At 60.3% G+C, this 13,376-nt stretch carries 15 protein-coding genes; 7 read left to right on the forward strand and 8 right to left on the reverse strand.

Annotated elements, in window-relative coordinates; genetic code table 11:
• Positions 1-5 precede the first annotated feature (5 nt).
• Positions 6-581, reverse strand: coding sequence for a hypothetical protein (locus ACOZJV_RS11050; RefSeq protein ID WP_078469384.1), 576 nt, complete (start codon positions 579-581; stop codon positions 6-8).
• Positions 582-689: 108 nt separating this feature from the next.
• A complete protein-coding gene (locus ACOZJV_RS11055; RefSeq protein ID WP_078469383.1) occupies positions 690-968 on the reverse strand; it encodes a hypothetical protein in 279 nt (92 codons plus the stop codon).
• A gap of 466 nt (positions 969-1,434) precedes the next feature.
• Here ACOZJV_RS11055 and ACOZJV_RS11060 point away from each other — a divergent pair, with 466 nt between their 5' ends.
• Positions 1,435-2,589, forward strand: a complete 1,155-nt coding sequence (locus ACOZJV_RS11060) for a Fic family protein (protein ID WP_421547626.1) — start codon at positions 1,435-1,437, stop codon at positions 2,587-2,589.
• 18 nt (positions 2,590-2,607) lie between these two features.
• Here ACOZJV_RS11060 and ACOZJV_RS11065 read toward each other — a convergent pair whose 3' ends face one another.
• Positions 2,608-3,597 carry a DMT family transporter gene (locus tag ACOZJV_RS11065; RefSeq protein WP_421547627.1) on the reverse strand — a complete coding sequence of 330 codons (990 nt, stop codon included), beginning with the start codon at positions 3,595-3,597 and terminating at the stop codon, positions 2,608-2,610.
• Positions 3,598-3,689: 92 nt separating this feature from the next.
• On the opposite strand from ACOZJV_RS11065, the gene ACOZJV_RS11070 reads away from it, so the two are divergent.
• From ACOZJV_RS11070 to ACOZJV_RS11080, 3 genes are all read left to right on the forward strand, one after another.
• Positions 3,690-4,652, forward strand: coding sequence for a LysR substrate-binding domain-containing protein (locus ACOZJV_RS11070; protein WP_421547628.1), 963 nt, complete (start codon positions 3,690-3,692; stop codon positions 4,650-4,652).
• 142 nt (positions 4,653-4,794) lie between these two features.
• Positions 4,795-6,795, forward strand: a complete 2,001-nt coding sequence (locus ACOZJV_RS11075) for a DUF4034 domain-containing protein (protein ID WP_201129056.1) — start codon at positions 4,795-4,797, stop codon at positions 6,793-6,795.
• A 5-nt stretch (positions 6,796-6,800) separates the two neighbouring features.
• Positions 6,801-8,642, forward strand: coding sequence for a M48 family metalloprotease (locus tag ACOZJV_RS11080; RefSeq protein WP_421547629.1), 1,842 nt, complete (start codon positions 6,801-6,803; stop codon positions 8,640-8,642).
• A gap of 18 nt (positions 8,643-8,660) precedes the next feature.
• Here ACOZJV_RS11080 and ACOZJV_RS11085 read toward each other — a convergent pair whose 3' ends face one another.
• Positions 8,661-9,260 carry a hypothetical protein gene (locus ACOZJV_RS11085; protein WP_421547630.1) on the reverse strand — a complete coding sequence of 200 codons (600 nt, stop codon included), beginning with the start codon at positions 9,258-9,260 and terminating at the stop codon, positions 8,661-8,663.
• Positions 9,261-9,349: 89 nt separating this feature from the next.
• Between ACOZJV_RS11085 and ACOZJV_RS11090 the strand changes: the two genes are divergently transcribed.
• From ACOZJV_RS11090 to ACOZJV_RS11100, 3 genes are all read left to right on the forward strand, one after another.
• On the forward strand, positions 9,350-9,904 hold the full coding sequence (locus tag ACOZJV_RS11090; protein WP_421547631.1) for a hypothetical protein: 555 nt from the start codon (positions 9,350-9,352) through the stop codon (positions 9,902-9,904).
• Between the two features lie 83 nt (positions 9,905-9,987).
• A complete protein-coding gene (locus ACOZJV_RS11095; RefSeq protein ID WP_078469375.1) occupies positions 9,988-10,551 on the forward strand; it encodes a DUF4272 domain-containing protein in 564 nt (187 codons plus the stop codon).
• A gap of 65 nt (positions 10,552-10,616) precedes the next feature.
• Positions 10,617-10,859, forward strand: coding sequence for a hypothetical protein (locus tag ACOZJV_RS11100; RefSeq protein ID WP_421547632.1), 243 nt, complete (start codon positions 10,617-10,619; stop codon positions 10,857-10,859).
• Positions 10,860-11,227: 368 nt separating this feature from the next.
• Here ACOZJV_RS11100 and ACOZJV_RS11105 read toward each other — a convergent pair whose 3' ends face one another.
• From ACOZJV_RS11105 to ACOZJV_RS11120, 4 genes are all read right to left on the reverse strand, one after another.
• Entirely contained in the window at positions 11,228-11,545 is a 318-nt protein-coding gene (locus tag ACOZJV_RS11105; RefSeq protein ID WP_421547633.1) for a hypothetical protein, read from the reverse strand.
• Positions 11,546-11,920: 375 nt separating this feature from the next.
• Positions 11,921-12,139 carry a hypothetical protein gene (locus tag ACOZJV_RS11110; protein ID WP_421547634.1) on the reverse strand — a complete coding sequence of 73 codons (219 nt, stop codon included), beginning with the start codon at positions 12,137-12,139 and terminating at the stop codon, positions 11,921-11,923.
• Positions 12,140-12,312: 173 nt separating this feature from the next.
• Positions 12,313-12,636, reverse strand: a complete 324-nt coding sequence (locus tag ACOZJV_RS11115) for a hypothetical protein (protein WP_421547635.1) — start codon at positions 12,634-12,636, stop codon at positions 12,313-12,315.
• 309 nt (positions 12,637-12,945) lie between these two features.
• Positions 12,946-13,311, reverse strand: coding sequence for a hypothetical protein (locus tag ACOZJV_RS11120; protein ID WP_421547636.1), 366 nt, complete (start codon positions 13,309-13,311; stop codon positions 12,946-12,948).
• Between the last annotated feature and the right edge of the window lie 65 nt (positions 13,312-13,376).

The following is a 13,376-nucleotide window of genomic DNA, read 5'->3' on the forward strand; positions in this document are numbered from 1 at the left end:
CAATTTCAGTCGGCACTCGACTCCATCAGCGCCTTGAGCGCCGCATTCGCCTCGGTGCGCTGGGCCGGTGTCGGGCCGGGGGCGAACTGGCTGCGTTGTGTATCCAGGGTCAGGTAGGCGTTGTCGCCGTTGCCCCAGAAGTAGGAGTAGATAAACAGGAAGCTGCCGGACTGCGGCTGGCAGTAAGAGGCGACGCCGCGCAGGGGCGCCAGCAGCTGGATCATTTCGCCGTAGTTGTCGGTGAATTCCAGCAGCGCAAACTGCCAACTCCCGGTCTGCGGGTCATAGCGTGAGGTCCCGCCTGCGCCCAGCCACCACTGCACCAGGGTTTGCAGGCTGGGGACAGCGGAATAGTCACGCAGCCATTCCACCTCGACCAGCCCCGGGCCGAATGGGCCCTGGCTGTCGAACCACGCCTGCCAATCGCTATAGGCCAGCGCCGAGCTTGGAGGCGCCGCCATGGCCTTGGCGTACTGCTCGGCTGTCATCGTGCAGCGCAGGTACACCGAGGCCGGCTCGCTGGCCCATAGCGGCCCGCTGACAGCCAGCAGCGCCAGCCCAATCCATGTGCGTAATGTCATCGTTGTCGTTCCTGGTCCATCAGCAAAAGCCGCCAGCATACCTGCGCCGGCGTGTTCAGAGGCGAGGCGGCCAGGCTTAGACCGGCCTGGCCGCTTAACCGAAGGCCCTCAGGCCGCCTTATCCACCAACGTCATTGCTCTGCCCTGCGCCACGTCCAGCAAGGCCACGCCGTCACTGAGCAGCAGCGCGGCAATGTCGGCGATCTGGAACAGGTCGGTCTCGTCCGCGCTGTGGGCGGTCATGCATGAGAGGCGGGTCATCAGCTTGTGAATGGCGCGTACGCGCTGATCGGCGCAGGCCAAGAGGTCCACCAACGGGGCGTTGGGGTTGATCAGCAGAACAGGGTGTTCGCTGGGGGTGTTGGGTAGCGGGATATATCCGTTCATTGGCGTAGCTCCTTGTGTGAGAAGAACTACCACGCAACGTCCTACACGCCAGGTGGCAGCTATACGCGGGGTAGGAACCGGCACACACAAGACCCGGTCACGCCGAGGCGTGCCCGCGTATAGCCGCCATAACACATAGGCAGCAAAAAACACCCGAAGATTTCGGGTGCTTATACGCATCTTGTGAACGGGTTCCTACACCCGGCCGCTGATTTTGCAGCGACCGGCGCAGAGTAAAGAGCCCCTCCCCACAGAGCAAGCCTTGCTCGATAACCAGAAGTAACAAGGCGCACGAAACCCTGATGCCCAGGCAAAAGCACGCCACGGGCAACACATACACTTTGACTTAGTAAAAACCTGGATTTGAGATAATGTTAAGCGCTTACTAGCCATCAGCCCTTTAAATACTGGACTTAGCCAGCGACCTTTAAAGATATCCCCAAGACAGACTTGAGATAACTGCACCATGGCAACCTTCACTCACCACGATCTGGAGCTGTTGAATCCTTCTTTCGACTCAGGCCTGGTCGACGTCCTGAGCGAGCTGGAGCACCTTCGCCGGCTCCGGCTGGAAGGTGATACGCCACCAGGTGTTTTCCATCAACTCAAATCCATTTTCCATGCACTTGAAAGCCTGGGCTCCGCACGGATCGAGGGCAACCACACGACCTTGGCCGATTACATCGAGAGCAAAGTCGAGGGCACCGCCGAACAGACTGATCAACTGCGCGAAATCGCCAATATCGAAAAAGCCATGGACTACGTCGAGCAGATCATGGCCCCCGGCACCGAACTGACAGAGCTGGCCATCAGAGAACTGCACGCCATCGCCGTACAAACGCTGGAACGAGAAGGAGACCCGACCCCAGGAGCCTATCGCCTGGGCGGCGTGCAGATTGCGCAATCCGATCATTTACCCCCGGATGCGGTACTGGTCCCCGGTTACATGCAAGAGCTGGTGGCCTTCGTGAATCGCGAAGACCCTCCCAAATACGACCTGATGAAAGTCGCGCTGGCCCATCATCGGTTTGGCTGGATTCACCCATTCAGCAATGGCAACGGACGTGTGGTGCGGCTCCTGACCTATGCCCTGCTCCTGAAATATGGCTTTGATGTGAGCGCCGTCGGACGAGTACTCAACCCCACGGCAGTGTTTTGCAATGATCGGGAACGCTACTACGCCATGCTCGCCACGGCGGATGCCGGCACCAAGGAGGGACGGGAGCTGTGGTGCACCTATGTACTGGAGGGGGTCCGGGACGAGCTGGAGAAGGTCGATCGGCTGACTGACTACCGCTACCTGAAGACGCACATTCTGGACCCCGCGGTGACCTTCGCCCATGAGCGCGGCTGGATCACCCAGGCGGAGGAACGGGTGCTGGCGGCCGCGATTAAAATCAAAGTGGTCAAGTCAGCGGACATTGGCAACGCACTGCCAAAACTGTCTGGCGGGCAGCGCACCTACCAGATCAGAAAATTGGTCGACCAAGGCATGTTGCTGCCCATCAGTCCGGGAGCACGGCAATACACCATCGGTTTCTCGAACAACTACCTGATCAGAGGCGTTATCAAATCGCTTCGGGAGCAGGGTTTCATCCCTGAGCCCCTCGACAAGCCCTGAAGAACCTCATACACGCGGCTAATCCAAACGCCCACTCACGCACGCCTTGCCCTCACCCACCTCCTGCCCCCGCCCCGGCAAAATCACCCGCACCGCCAGCATCGCCCCCAGCAGCACGGCCCCCAGGCCCAAGGCTTCAAACGGGGTCGGCCAGCGCCCATGGAACAGCAGGCCAAGCACGCTGGCGAACAGGGACTCGAGGGAGATCAATTGGGCCGAGAGCACCATCGGCAGGTAGCGAGTGGCGAGGTTCCAGGCCCAGCCGCCGGCCACCGATGACAGCAGGGCCAGCGCCAGGGCCCAAGCGTAGAGCGAGGCGGCCTGGTCGAAGCCGAACCCCAGGTGCGGCAGGCGCAACAGGTCGAGGTGCAGGCCGATCGGCAGCAAGCACAGGGTGCCCAGGGCGCCACCGGCCATCATCAGCCCGGTCCACGCACCGTTGGCGGTGGTCGGTAACTGGTCCATGGCGTGCTGGTTGAGCAGGCTGAACACCAGCCAGATCACCACCGCCAGCACCGAGAACAGCAGGCCGATGCCCAGCGATGGACCGGCGATAAGGGGTTGATCGAGGCTACCGAGGTGGATCAACAGCAAGCCGCACAGCAGAAAGCCCAGGGGCAACACCAGCCGGCTCCACGTCAATGTGGGGCAGCGGACATTGCCCAGCAGCGCCAGCAGCACCGGCACCAGGCCAATCAGGGCCGGAGTCAGTACAGGGCCGGCGAAGAGGATGCCGCCGGCGATGCAGGCGCTGTAGCCCAGGTAACCCATAACCCCCAGGCTCAGCCCGAGCCCGCGCTGCCACGGGCGGATAAAGGTCAGTTGGCGGTGGTGCACCAGCAGCAATACGCCGCCGATCAACCCCGCCAGCAGAAACCGCAGCGCCAGCAGATCAAACAGGCTGTAAGCCCCGCTGACGTAGGGCGCAATGAAGTTCAGCGCCCAGCTCAGGGTGGCGAACACGGCGCAGGCGATGCCAGCGGCCAGATGCGGGACAGGTTGGGACATGACAGCCTCCATCGATAACGTGGGGCCATACTGCGCAACGCCGGTTCTGTGCTACAAACGAGTTCTCAGCCGCCTATGCATAACCACAGATTATGAATGCTCTCGGCAAGTCCCTTCCCCCACTCGCCAGCTTGCTGCCGTTCGAGGCCGCCGCGCGGCTCGGCAGTTTTTCCCTGGCGGCGCAGGAGCTGCACATCACCCAGGCCGCCATCAGCCGGCAGATTCGCGGGCTGGAGGAGAACCTCGGTGTGCAGTTGTTCAGCCGGCGCAATCGCGCGGTGTTTCTCACGGCCCAGGGCATCGAGTTGTCGCGGGTGGTCGGCAGTGCCTTGCGCAGCATCGGCACCAGCGCCGACGAACTGCGTGGCGCGCCGCGCAAGAACCAGCTGGTGCTGCTGTGCCAGCTGTGCGAGGCCTTCTACTGGCTGATGCCGCGCCTGTCCGGGTTTCATCAGCGGCATGCGCAGATCGAGATCCAGGTGGTCACCACCACCCGCCCGCTGACCGAATTCAACGGCCATTTCGACGTCGCTCTGCAAAGCACCGGGCGCGCCAGCGGCTCCCAGGCCCTGGCGTTCACGGCGTCCGACGAGGTATTCCCGGTGTGCAGCCCGAGCTATCTGGCAGGTACCGCACTGCCGCTGGCCCTCACTGACTTGCCGCAGCACACCCTGCTGCACCACCGCTCCAGCCCGCCGCACTTGATGGAATGGGACAGTTGGCTGGGCAAGTTCGGCCTGACCCTGGCCCAGCACAGTGCCAGTCAGGTGTTCGATAACTACCCGATGATGCTGCAAGCCGCTGTCGAGGGGCATGGCGTCGCCATGGGCTGGCAGCGCACGGCCAACCGCTTGATCGAGAGCGGCGCGCTGATCCGCCCTTGCGTGCAGAGCGTGCCGCTGCCGGAGGCGATCTCGGTGTTCAGCCGCTATCAGGACCGCGATCGTCACGAAACCCGGGCCCTGGTGCAATGGCTGGAGGATGAATTGCGCGCTGACGATGAGGCCCAGGCCGCCAAAAAGCTCGACGCCGACACCCCACCGCTGCCAGCCTGAACATCCGGCTGCGCCACGCCTGCCATTGTATTAATATCACGCGGATTTTTTACCGCAGCCCGGGCGCGATGCCCCATGCGATACGCCCCACGCGCAAACCCCGGACTGCGCCGCCCCCTTACCCGATCAAGGATGATGCCCCTTGCATACCCTCTCTACCCTGCGCCTGCACGTTCGTGATCTGGTACGCACTGCCGCCTATGCCGAGCTGGATCACTACTACAACGAGCTCGAGGCGCAATGGCTCGAGGCGCCCACTGGCAGCCATCCCTACATCGATGCAACCCAGGCCGGGACGCTGTTCGACTACAGCACCCAGTCCTATGCGTCCGTGGCGCAGTTTCTCCAGGCCTGGATCGCGGCCTGCCCCGAGGCGTATCACCCACAACTGATCTGGGGCAAATTCTGCTTTGGCCGCGCCACCGACATCCGCGGCTACGGCTGGGCCCAGGGCGTGTCCCAGGACTGCTGGCTGGGCGCAGCCATGGCCTGCGAGAACGCCACCGCAGCACTGCTGACCGCCATGCAGCGCTCGTCGCGCCCGGTGGCAGCCGGCATGGCCATGCTGCAATTGTCGTCACACTTCCAGGAGCCGGCCTGGCTGCTGGAACTGTTCCGCCAACAGCCCGCCGTCACCTGCGCCGCCAACGACCAGGAGCCGGAACTGCTGGCCCAGGCCCTGGCACACCTGGCCGACTATGGCCTGACCCCGCTGGCCCAAGCGACTCAGGCGCTGCCGGAGTTGCTGCCGACCCGGGAGGCCCACGAGATGGACCAGGGCCAGGACTACTGGCTGCATCAGATCCTGCAATGGCGCCCCGCCTGCCTCGAAGCCTTGCTGGCCTACACCAATTACCTGCGGCCGCGCTGGGGCGGCAGTTACGAAGACATCGAAGGCCTGGCCAGCGGCCCGCTCGCCACCGGGCTGGACGAAGCGCAACGCAACGCGATCCGCTGGATTGGCGCCTACGACGCCATCAGCGACTACCCGGCCGCCGATGAAGTCAGCACCGCGCAAGCCTTCCAGACGCGCTTCGAAGCCTGGCTGCAACGCGACCTGCGGCCCGAAGAGCGCGGCGATGCCCTGGGCCGCTTCGCCAACTTCTGCAGCTACTCGCTGAACGACGAAGCGCGCGCCTACTCGCTGCATGTGGCCAGCGTCGCGGCCTTTGCGCCCGGGGTGTATTTCCGTGAGGTCGACGGCCCGTTCCACAGCTTCGCCTACCTGACCCTGATCCATCAGATGACGGACCACATCGACGTCTTCAGAGACGCGATCGAACGCATGTGCCGCATGGATGAATTGGCCACCCCGCTGGCCCTGGCCGCCGTGGGTCACGAGTTCGGGCTCTGGGGCTTTGCTCATGATGCGGAGCGCGCGCGCACCCTGCTCAACCGCGCCGCGGTGCTGAGCAAAAACCAGATGGACGACAACTTCAATATCCTCAATGCCGGCTACCTGCTGTGGGACAGCGGCGCCCATGAGGCGGGCTACTACTTGATCCGACAATGCGCCGAACGCCGGGTACACGACGCCTCCAGTGCCATGTACGACATTCACCGGGGCAGCCGCAGCAACACCCCGGAGAGCTATATCAATGACGCCGCCCGCGAGTTCTGGCTGGAGCGCGCAGTGGCCGACGGTTCGGCCCTGGCCAAGTACAACATGGCCTGGGACCGGCTGTTCAGCCAGGGCCTGGACTTCAACGAGCGCAAGCACTTCAACGCCGTGCGCCAACTGCTGCAGGAGTCCCGCGAGGACCCGCGCTGCGAAGCATTCGCCCGGCTGCGGATCGGCGTGCTGCAACGCGACTTCGGCACCCTCGACGAGCAGGAAGAAGGCGTGCAGGGCTACCTGCGCTCGCTGATCGACGACCAGGACGACTGGGCCGCCGCCCGCGCCTGTGCGGAAATCGCCCTGGCCTACATGAACGGACGCGGCGCCAAGCGCAGCCGTTTTGCCGCCATCGAATGGGCCCAGCACGCCACCCGCCTGTTGCCGGACAACGAGGGCATCGAGGAAATCGAACGCGAGGTGCTCAACTCCCACAGCCTGGTGAAGACCATGGGCACGGTGGTCGGGGCCTTTTTCAAGCGCGGCAACATCAGCCCCGACGACCTGCCACCCAAACCTGCGTCATGAGTGAAATGCCGAACCTGCGTCGACACCGGCTGCGGATCAGCGCCTGGCTGTTGTTGGGGGACGTGGCGCTGCTGACCCTGGGCCTGCTGCTCTGCCTGCTGCCGGCGCTGTTGCTGGTGGCCTTGCCGGGGCTGTTTGGAGTGCTGGCGGCGGTGGCGACCTTCCCCGCCGCGCCGTTCGGCCTGGTGATGCTCAAGGTTCCGTTCAGCAGCCGGGTCCAGGGGGATGAAGACGGCATCGCCCTGCTACCCGAGGAGGTGCCGCAGCTGTTCACCGAACTGGAGCGGATCCGCAGCGAGCTGGGCGCGCCCAGGCTGGATGCGGTGTACCTCAACAGCCAGTTCAACGCCAGCATTCGCCAGCACCGGGTGCTCGCCGGCCGCACCCGCAATGTGCTGTGGCTGGGGCTGCCGCTGCTCGACACCTTGTCGCCCGCAGCCTGCGCGGCCATCCTCGCCCACGAGTGCGCGCACATTGCCCATCGCCACGGGCGCTACGCCAGCCGGGTGTATTTCGCCCGCCTGCAATGGCAGGCCGTCAGCGACCGACTGGAGCGCAATCGCACCCTGAGCGGCGCCCCGCTGCGGTTGTTCGTGGAGTGGTACGTGCCGAGGTTTCTCGATATCAGCCTGGATTTCGCCCGCCACTGTGAATACCAGGCCGATGCCGAGGCGGCGCGAGTCTGCGGCGCCGACACCTTCGCCCAGGCCCTGATCGGCACCGCCCTGCAACGCCGCGCCTTGGCCGAGGACTACTGGCCCAGGCTCTACACCCAAGCGGTGAACCAGCCCCGGGACGACCTGCAACCCCTGCTCGAACTGGCGCGCCACGGCCTGCTGGCGACCCCGGTGGACGCCGCCCAGGCCGGCACCTGGTTGCACGCCGAACTGTGCAACAGCACAGAACGCAGCGACACCCACCCGGCACTGGCCGAGCGCCTGGCCGCGCTGGGCATCGACACCGCACGCACCGACCTGCCCCTGCACTGGCAACGCGCCCAACCCAGCGCCGCTCAGGCGTGGCTGGGAGAACAGCACCAGGCGCTGGCGCAACGTCTGGACCAAGAATTTGCCGAGTTCATCCGCGAGCGCTGCAACGACGCCCGCGACGACTATCAGGCCCTGGTCGGCGAACACCACGAGCTGTTGCGCAAGCAACGGATCCGCAGCCTCAACAGTGATGAGATCGCCCGCCTGGCCTGGCTGTATCGCACCCACCTGGACGACAACCCCCGGGCCGCCTCATTGCTGGAAGAGGCCCTGGGCCAGGACCCGGAACACCGCGCCCTGCGCCAGCAACAAGCCTTCAGCCTGTATCAGGCCGGGGAGCATCAAGCCGCCGCGCAACGCTGGCAACAACTGGCCGCCGAGCCCGGGCCCTACCAGTTGGGCAGCTTGCGCCAATTGAGCATGCTGGCCATGACCACGCAGGACTGGGAGCAGGCCAGCCACTATCGGCAACAGGCCGACCGCCTGCAAAAACAGACCAACGCCGAGCAGGGCCCGCCGCAGTATCACGCCCATGAACTGGCCGCCGTGGAAGTCAACAAACTGGCTCAGACCCTGGCCCCGCTGCTGCGCATCGCCAGCGGTGTCTGGCTGCTGCGCCAGCCCGATAGTCGGGACTATGTGCTGCTGGTCCAGGCCCGGGAGAACCTTCTGCTGCGCCTCGTCAGCCGTCTGACCGGCGAGCAGAACTACAGCCAGCGCAACTGCGAGCAACTGCTGGATCGGCTAATGCCCCGCCTGCACCTGCGGGTCGAGGCCTACCTCCTCGAAGACAACGACCCACGGCTTGCGCAGTGCACAGAGACGGCGCGGATGCGTCTGGATGCGTCACCCGGCTGAGGCACGCTGAACAGCGGTTCAGGCGCCGTACGGGTGCGTCGGCGGCAGGCTGATATGGGCCGCCGCGGGCAGTTTCCTCAGGCGCTCCAGTACGCTGTGCAGCGCTTCCAGGCTCTGCTGGGTGCTGATGTGGATACAGGTGTCGTCGCCCAGAAACTGCCGAGTTTCGACGAGGTAGGTGCGGTACTGGGCATGACCGCGCCGCGGCAGATCGATCGACTGATCCAGGCTCGCGATGCGGGTGATATCACCGAAGGCAATGAAGTGCCGGTAAACGCCACCGGGGGCTGTTTCAGTGCCGCAGGCCAGGTGCAGGCCCTGGGCGTCGAACCAGGCGTTGGGGCGAGCAGGCGGAAACAGCCGCCTGCGCACGCCCAGGACCAGCAATGGAATCATCACAGTCGACACCCCAAGGATCAGCGCCAGCCCCTGCTGCCCCAACGCCACCGCCCCCAGCAATCCGAGAGCCAGCGCCAGCCAGCCATAACGCAACACCCGGAAGGGGCCCGGCACCGGCATGGCCAGCGCCGGCAGTTCCCCTCCATCGGCCCACAGGCTGATGTGCTTGGGAAACAACAGGATGGGCGCATCGCTGGCAGACGGGCTGTACTCAGGCATTAACAAATCAGCTGGTAAAAAATGTGCCGCCATATTACTAGGTACGACCCGCACTGCCTCAATATCTCGCCATGGAAGCCGTCCCCCTTATGCCCACCCTGCCACTGCCCCTGCGCCGCCTTTTACTCGGCCTGCTGCCCCTGCTGTGCACCGCCCACGCCTGGGCAGCGGCGCCGGCCAGGACCGTGATCGATTGCGAGCTGGCGGGCCCTTCCCAGCGGCTGGCCTTGCTGCGCAGCGCCGCCTTTGTCGATTCATTTATCTATCGCCTGCGCCATGGGACGCAGATCTGGTTGCTCTACAACAGCGAGGACGATTCACTGGGCATGAATGTGCAATGGCAATGCCTGGCCACCGGTGCCAACAGCCACCTGCTGCTACTGTCCGGCGAGTTCACCGCCAATTACCTGCAAGGCGCGGCGCTCTACTGGGACCCTCAGGGCAGTCAGGTGCAGCGCATCGATTTTGCCGAAAGAAACCGCCCCGGCTGGGTGCAGGTGACCGCCCAGGGGCCACGGGTGATCTTCAACAATGTCGGCCATGAGAGCAGCCACCGCTACCTGGTGTACGGTCCGCGCGATGCCTACGAAGAGCTCGACCAATTGCCCGCCGGGCTGATCAAACTGCACGCAAAAACCGACTGACGCCACACGTTGAACACCGCCGAGGGCTGTGCCAGGATCGCCCTCCCGGCCCGTTCGGCCAGAGAAATGGAGCTTCGCAGCAGATGACCGACCACGACGATGACGCCATGAGCCCACGCACCCCGGAACAGGTCGCGCAGCGCCTGCTGGCCCTGACGGCCACCGTGTCGCGCACCTACTCGGCAGCCGACTCGCCGGAACTGGCCTGGGTCAAGCAGCACGGCGTCGAGGCGTTTTTCTCGGATGAGGAACGGGCGTTTTACCAGCAACCGGAGCCCACCGAGCAGCAGTTGGTCAACTTTAGCTGGCGCGCCGAAGGCCTGGTCGCAGTGGCCTGGGCCCTGGGCGGGCTCGACCAGCTACCGGCGCTGAACCTGACGGCAGACCTGAAGAGCATCCGCCTGCTGGCCCAGGCCATGAACGACCCTAAAGCCTTTATCGCCCAGGCCCAACTGCGCCCGGCAGCCGATATCGAAGCCGCCGAAGGCGAGCTCTATCAACAGCACTGGCGGGTGCGCGACGCCCAGTTGTTCAACAAACCGATGCCCGAGGAACTCCACCCCGGGGTGGTGTACGAACGGCGCTATGCCTTGAGCTGGCTGGTGGGCTATGGCGACGACTGGGATGAGGTGCCGACTGATACTTGAGGGCTAGCCGGGGACAGCGCTGGCCGCGGGATGACTGTGATTTGATAAAGGTGACAACACGGCGGATGGAGGAACACGTATTCCTACAAGCAAAAAAGGGTGACTGGAAAGTCGCCCTTTTTTGCTCGAAATTGATTCCCTATCGCATTCGTGCGGTTGCTCAATTGCTGGAAAACTTCGTCACTTCTGATGAGGGTCGTCACAACGCTATAGCCCTTCAAGAAATGACACTTGCTTGCACCATTCTGTTGCGTGATGGTTGCGACTTGTTGGATGTAGTCGGGCGACAGTTACAAAAACAGCTTTGAGGTGAGCAAAAACGGGCGGCGTTAGCCGCCCGCTTTATTGCCTATATAAAATTAAATTATTAAAGAGCGAAAGACTCACAACAAATTATAAAATAATTACACCTCTCATACGCTAAAAGTTGCTTGGTAGTGATGCGATAACTTCAATAAAATCGCCTCCTCTCATCACTGCTCACCGGTTGAAAATCGCCGCTGACTTCTACCCGGCCAACGACAAGGACACTAACCACCGCCCGGTACGCGTCCTGGATCAGACTCCGAGGACTGTGGTTATGGCAGGCGGGGTTTGAGGTGAACGAGAACGTTAAAGGGATGTTTGGTGATTATCACGGAGTAAGAAAACACCCCTGGCTTGGCCAGGGATATTTCTAGTCAAACAGTTCATGTCTGAGCAAACAAAATTCTGTGCTTAACAACGATTTAATCTCCTCAGAACGCAGAGTCATGTCTACATAAAGTAAAACCGGATAGTCAGAGAACATTTGCTCAACAGCCTCTCCATCAAAAGGGTCAATATTTCCTTTCAAAACAAAGCTTTCTGACTCCTCGTCACCAAACTTATAATAGATCCCTCCTTGATATGAACTCTCTCTCTCCTCAAGAGAGAAGTTTAACTTTTCCTCGATTTTTGATTTAGCCTCCAAAATAGCCATACCCTTGAAACCATATAAATCATAAGCAGCCATTTTAATCACTTAGGAAAAATAAAACTTGGGGCTCGACTTGTTGCTGAGGGTGTCGAACCATAAATCATAAAGTTAACATCTCGACCGGCTTGCTTACTCAGCTGACTAGCCAGATCATTTAAACCTAACACTTTTAGGCCTCTAGTGCTTAGTGGGCCAGTTCGCGCTCCGCCACTTCTTAGCCCTACCCCCAAAGACTCTGCTTCTCGCAAAAGCTCCGGACTTGCCAGTGCAATATCAAAGTCACTAGTCCTTCCAACATCAAACGCCTGTCCAGCTCGGTAACTTTTACCTGTTACCGCGCGCCCCAGAAGAGTGGGCTCAACATTTCCGCAACCAGCTTTCGACAGACCATCTCTAACACTACCGCCGAAACTAGAAAACTCCTTTGCATTCGTAAACCACAGCACTACCGTCAGAATAAGTTATTTTGTAATACTCACCTTGATGAGTGGATGGGGACACATCTTTACCTATAGTTGATGGACTGTATTGAATTTCCTTAACCCCAGTAGTACCGCCTTCAATTTTATATACTTGAGCATTACCGGAGGTCTTAGACTTTATTGAAACAGTTGCAGTTGCGCCATCCATAGTTAGTGACTGCTTAATATCATCAATCGATTTACCCCAAACACTAGAAGGCTTACCAACAATATCGCGGGGTATATCAGACTGAGCAGCAAGGTTGTTTTTCAGCCCTTCTTTGGCTATCGAGGAAGTAGCTGGAATCTCTTTCCCTACCGCACCAGTTCCTTTTGCAGCATCTAATCAACCGAAACTGACGAGAAGTAAAATGACAACTTATTATCTTCGAGATCGATCAATTGATAACGCATCCTGTCAAAACCCGAATCTAGCTTACTCACGCTCATATGCATCAGCTGAGTCAACCCGCCGCCAATATCACGGGACGTAAAATGACTGATATCAATAAATCTGATACGCACAACATCAGTCCCTGCCTTTTCAGAAACCGAGATCGATAGAGATAAATCATAGCCCCCCCCTTCTTCATTCAACTGAATACTAATGGCGCACAAGCAATTGTGAGCAACAAGTAACTCATTCAATTGCAGAACTTTAATCATGATTTACCCTCGTCTCTTTACCATTGGCCCCATAGCCAGGACCATATTCGTAGGTATGCGTGTGCGGATCGGAATGATATTCCGCAGGCTTTCCTTTGTCTCCATATCCATGATTCGTGTAATCCGTTCTCTTAACCTGTCGACCATACTGATCGTACTCGATCACAGATTTTTCAAGCTTCCCAGTCGCTGGGTTATACCTCTCTTGTGTCGTACTCTTTGTGCCAGGCGTCGTCTGATGTGGCTTCTTCCCAGTAAACACCTCGTCTGGAAACTTTCCTTCCTTTGCCGCAGTTCCTTTTGCAGCAATTACCCAAAGCGTTTAATAAAATATTTCCTATATCTTTCGGGTGAAACATCAATCAGCTTCGCAACATCAAGCCCGCCGGCAGAGTACACATCAACTATAGCCTCAACAAAGTAATACTGCTCACCTGGCAACTCACTCAACATTTCACTATTCAACTCGACAAACAAAATCATCTCTTCAATTGACCGAGCATGAGCAAGGTAGCGAGCAATTTCTTCGTATGCCGATATATACAAATTGCTTTTTACAACACCCTGAACCCCATCAAACTCTTCAAGTATTTCACACAGTTGCGCCTCAGAAAAAAGCCGCAGAGAGAGTAGCCAGCTAACAAAAACAGCAAACACCTTAGGGCTTGATCGCATTATTCAAGTCTCTCAATAGTTCGCGAGCATACTCAACATCTCTCTGGCTGTTTGGATATGACCCC

Origin of the sequence: Pseudomonas sp. QD4 (genome assembly GCF_049199125.1) — a bacterium.
In the GTDB taxonomy this organism is placed as follows: Bacteria; Pseudomonadota; Gammaproteobacteria; order Pseudomonadales; family Pseudomonadaceae; genus Aquipseudomonas.

Excerpts from the sequence above, each read along its gene's own strand:
- ACOZJV_RS11050 (WP_078469384.1), bottom strand. The coding sequence starts at position 581 with ATGACATTACGCACATGGATTGGGCTGGCGCTGCTGGCTGTCAGCGGG.
- ACOZJV_RS11100 (WP_421547632.1), top strand. The coding sequence starts at position 10,617 with ATGGAGGAACACGTATTCCTACAAGCAAAAAAGGGTGACTGGAAAGTC.
- ACOZJV_RS11120 (WP_421547636.1), bottom strand. The coding sequence starts at position 13,311 with ATGCGATCAAGCCCTAAGGTGTTTGCTGTTTTTGTTAGCTGGCTACTC.
- ACOZJV_RS11090 (WP_421547631.1), top strand. The coding sequence starts at position 9,350 with ATGCCCACCCTGCCACTGCCCCTGCGCCGCCTTTTACTCGGCCTGCTG.
- ACOZJV_RS11060 (WP_421547626.1), top strand. The coding sequence starts at position 1,435 with ATGGCAACCTTCACTCACCACGATCTGGAGCTGTTGAATCCTTCTTTC.
- ACOZJV_RS11095 (WP_078469375.1), top strand. The coding sequence starts at position 9,988 with ATGACCGACCACGACGATGACGCCATGAGCCCACGCACCCCGGAACAG.
- ACOZJV_RS11115 (WP_421547635.1), bottom strand. The coding sequence starts at position 12,636 with ATGATTAAAGTTCTGCAATTGAATGAGTTACTTGTTGCTCACAATTGC.
- ACOZJV_RS11110 (WP_421547634.1), bottom strand. The coding sequence starts at position 12,139 with ATGGATGGCGCAACTGCAACTGTTTCAATAAAGTCTAAGACCTCCGGT.
- ACOZJV_RS11065 (WP_421547627.1), bottom strand. The coding sequence starts at position 3,597 with ATGTCCCAACCTGTCCCGCATCTGGCCGCTGGCATCGCCTGCGCCGTG.
- ACOZJV_RS11080 (WP_421547629.1), top strand. The coding sequence starts at position 6,801 with ATGCCGAACCTGCGTCGACACCGGCTGCGGATCAGCGCCTGGCTGTTG.
- ACOZJV_RS11070 (WP_421547628.1), top strand. The coding sequence starts at position 3,690 with ATGAATGCTCTCGGCAAGTCCCTTCCCCCACTCGCCAGCTTGCTGCCG.
- ACOZJV_RS11055 (WP_078469383.1), bottom strand. The coding sequence starts at position 968 with ATGAACGGATATATCCCGCTACCCAACACCCCCAGCGAACACCCTGTT.
- ACOZJV_RS11085 (WP_421547630.1), bottom strand. The coding sequence starts at position 9,260 with ATGCCTGAGTACAGCCCGTCTGCCAGCGATGCGCCCATCCTGTTGTTT.
- ACOZJV_RS11105 (WP_421547633.1), bottom strand. The coding sequence starts at position 11,545 with ATGGCTGCTTATGATTTATATGGTTTCAAGGGTATGGCTATTTTGGAG.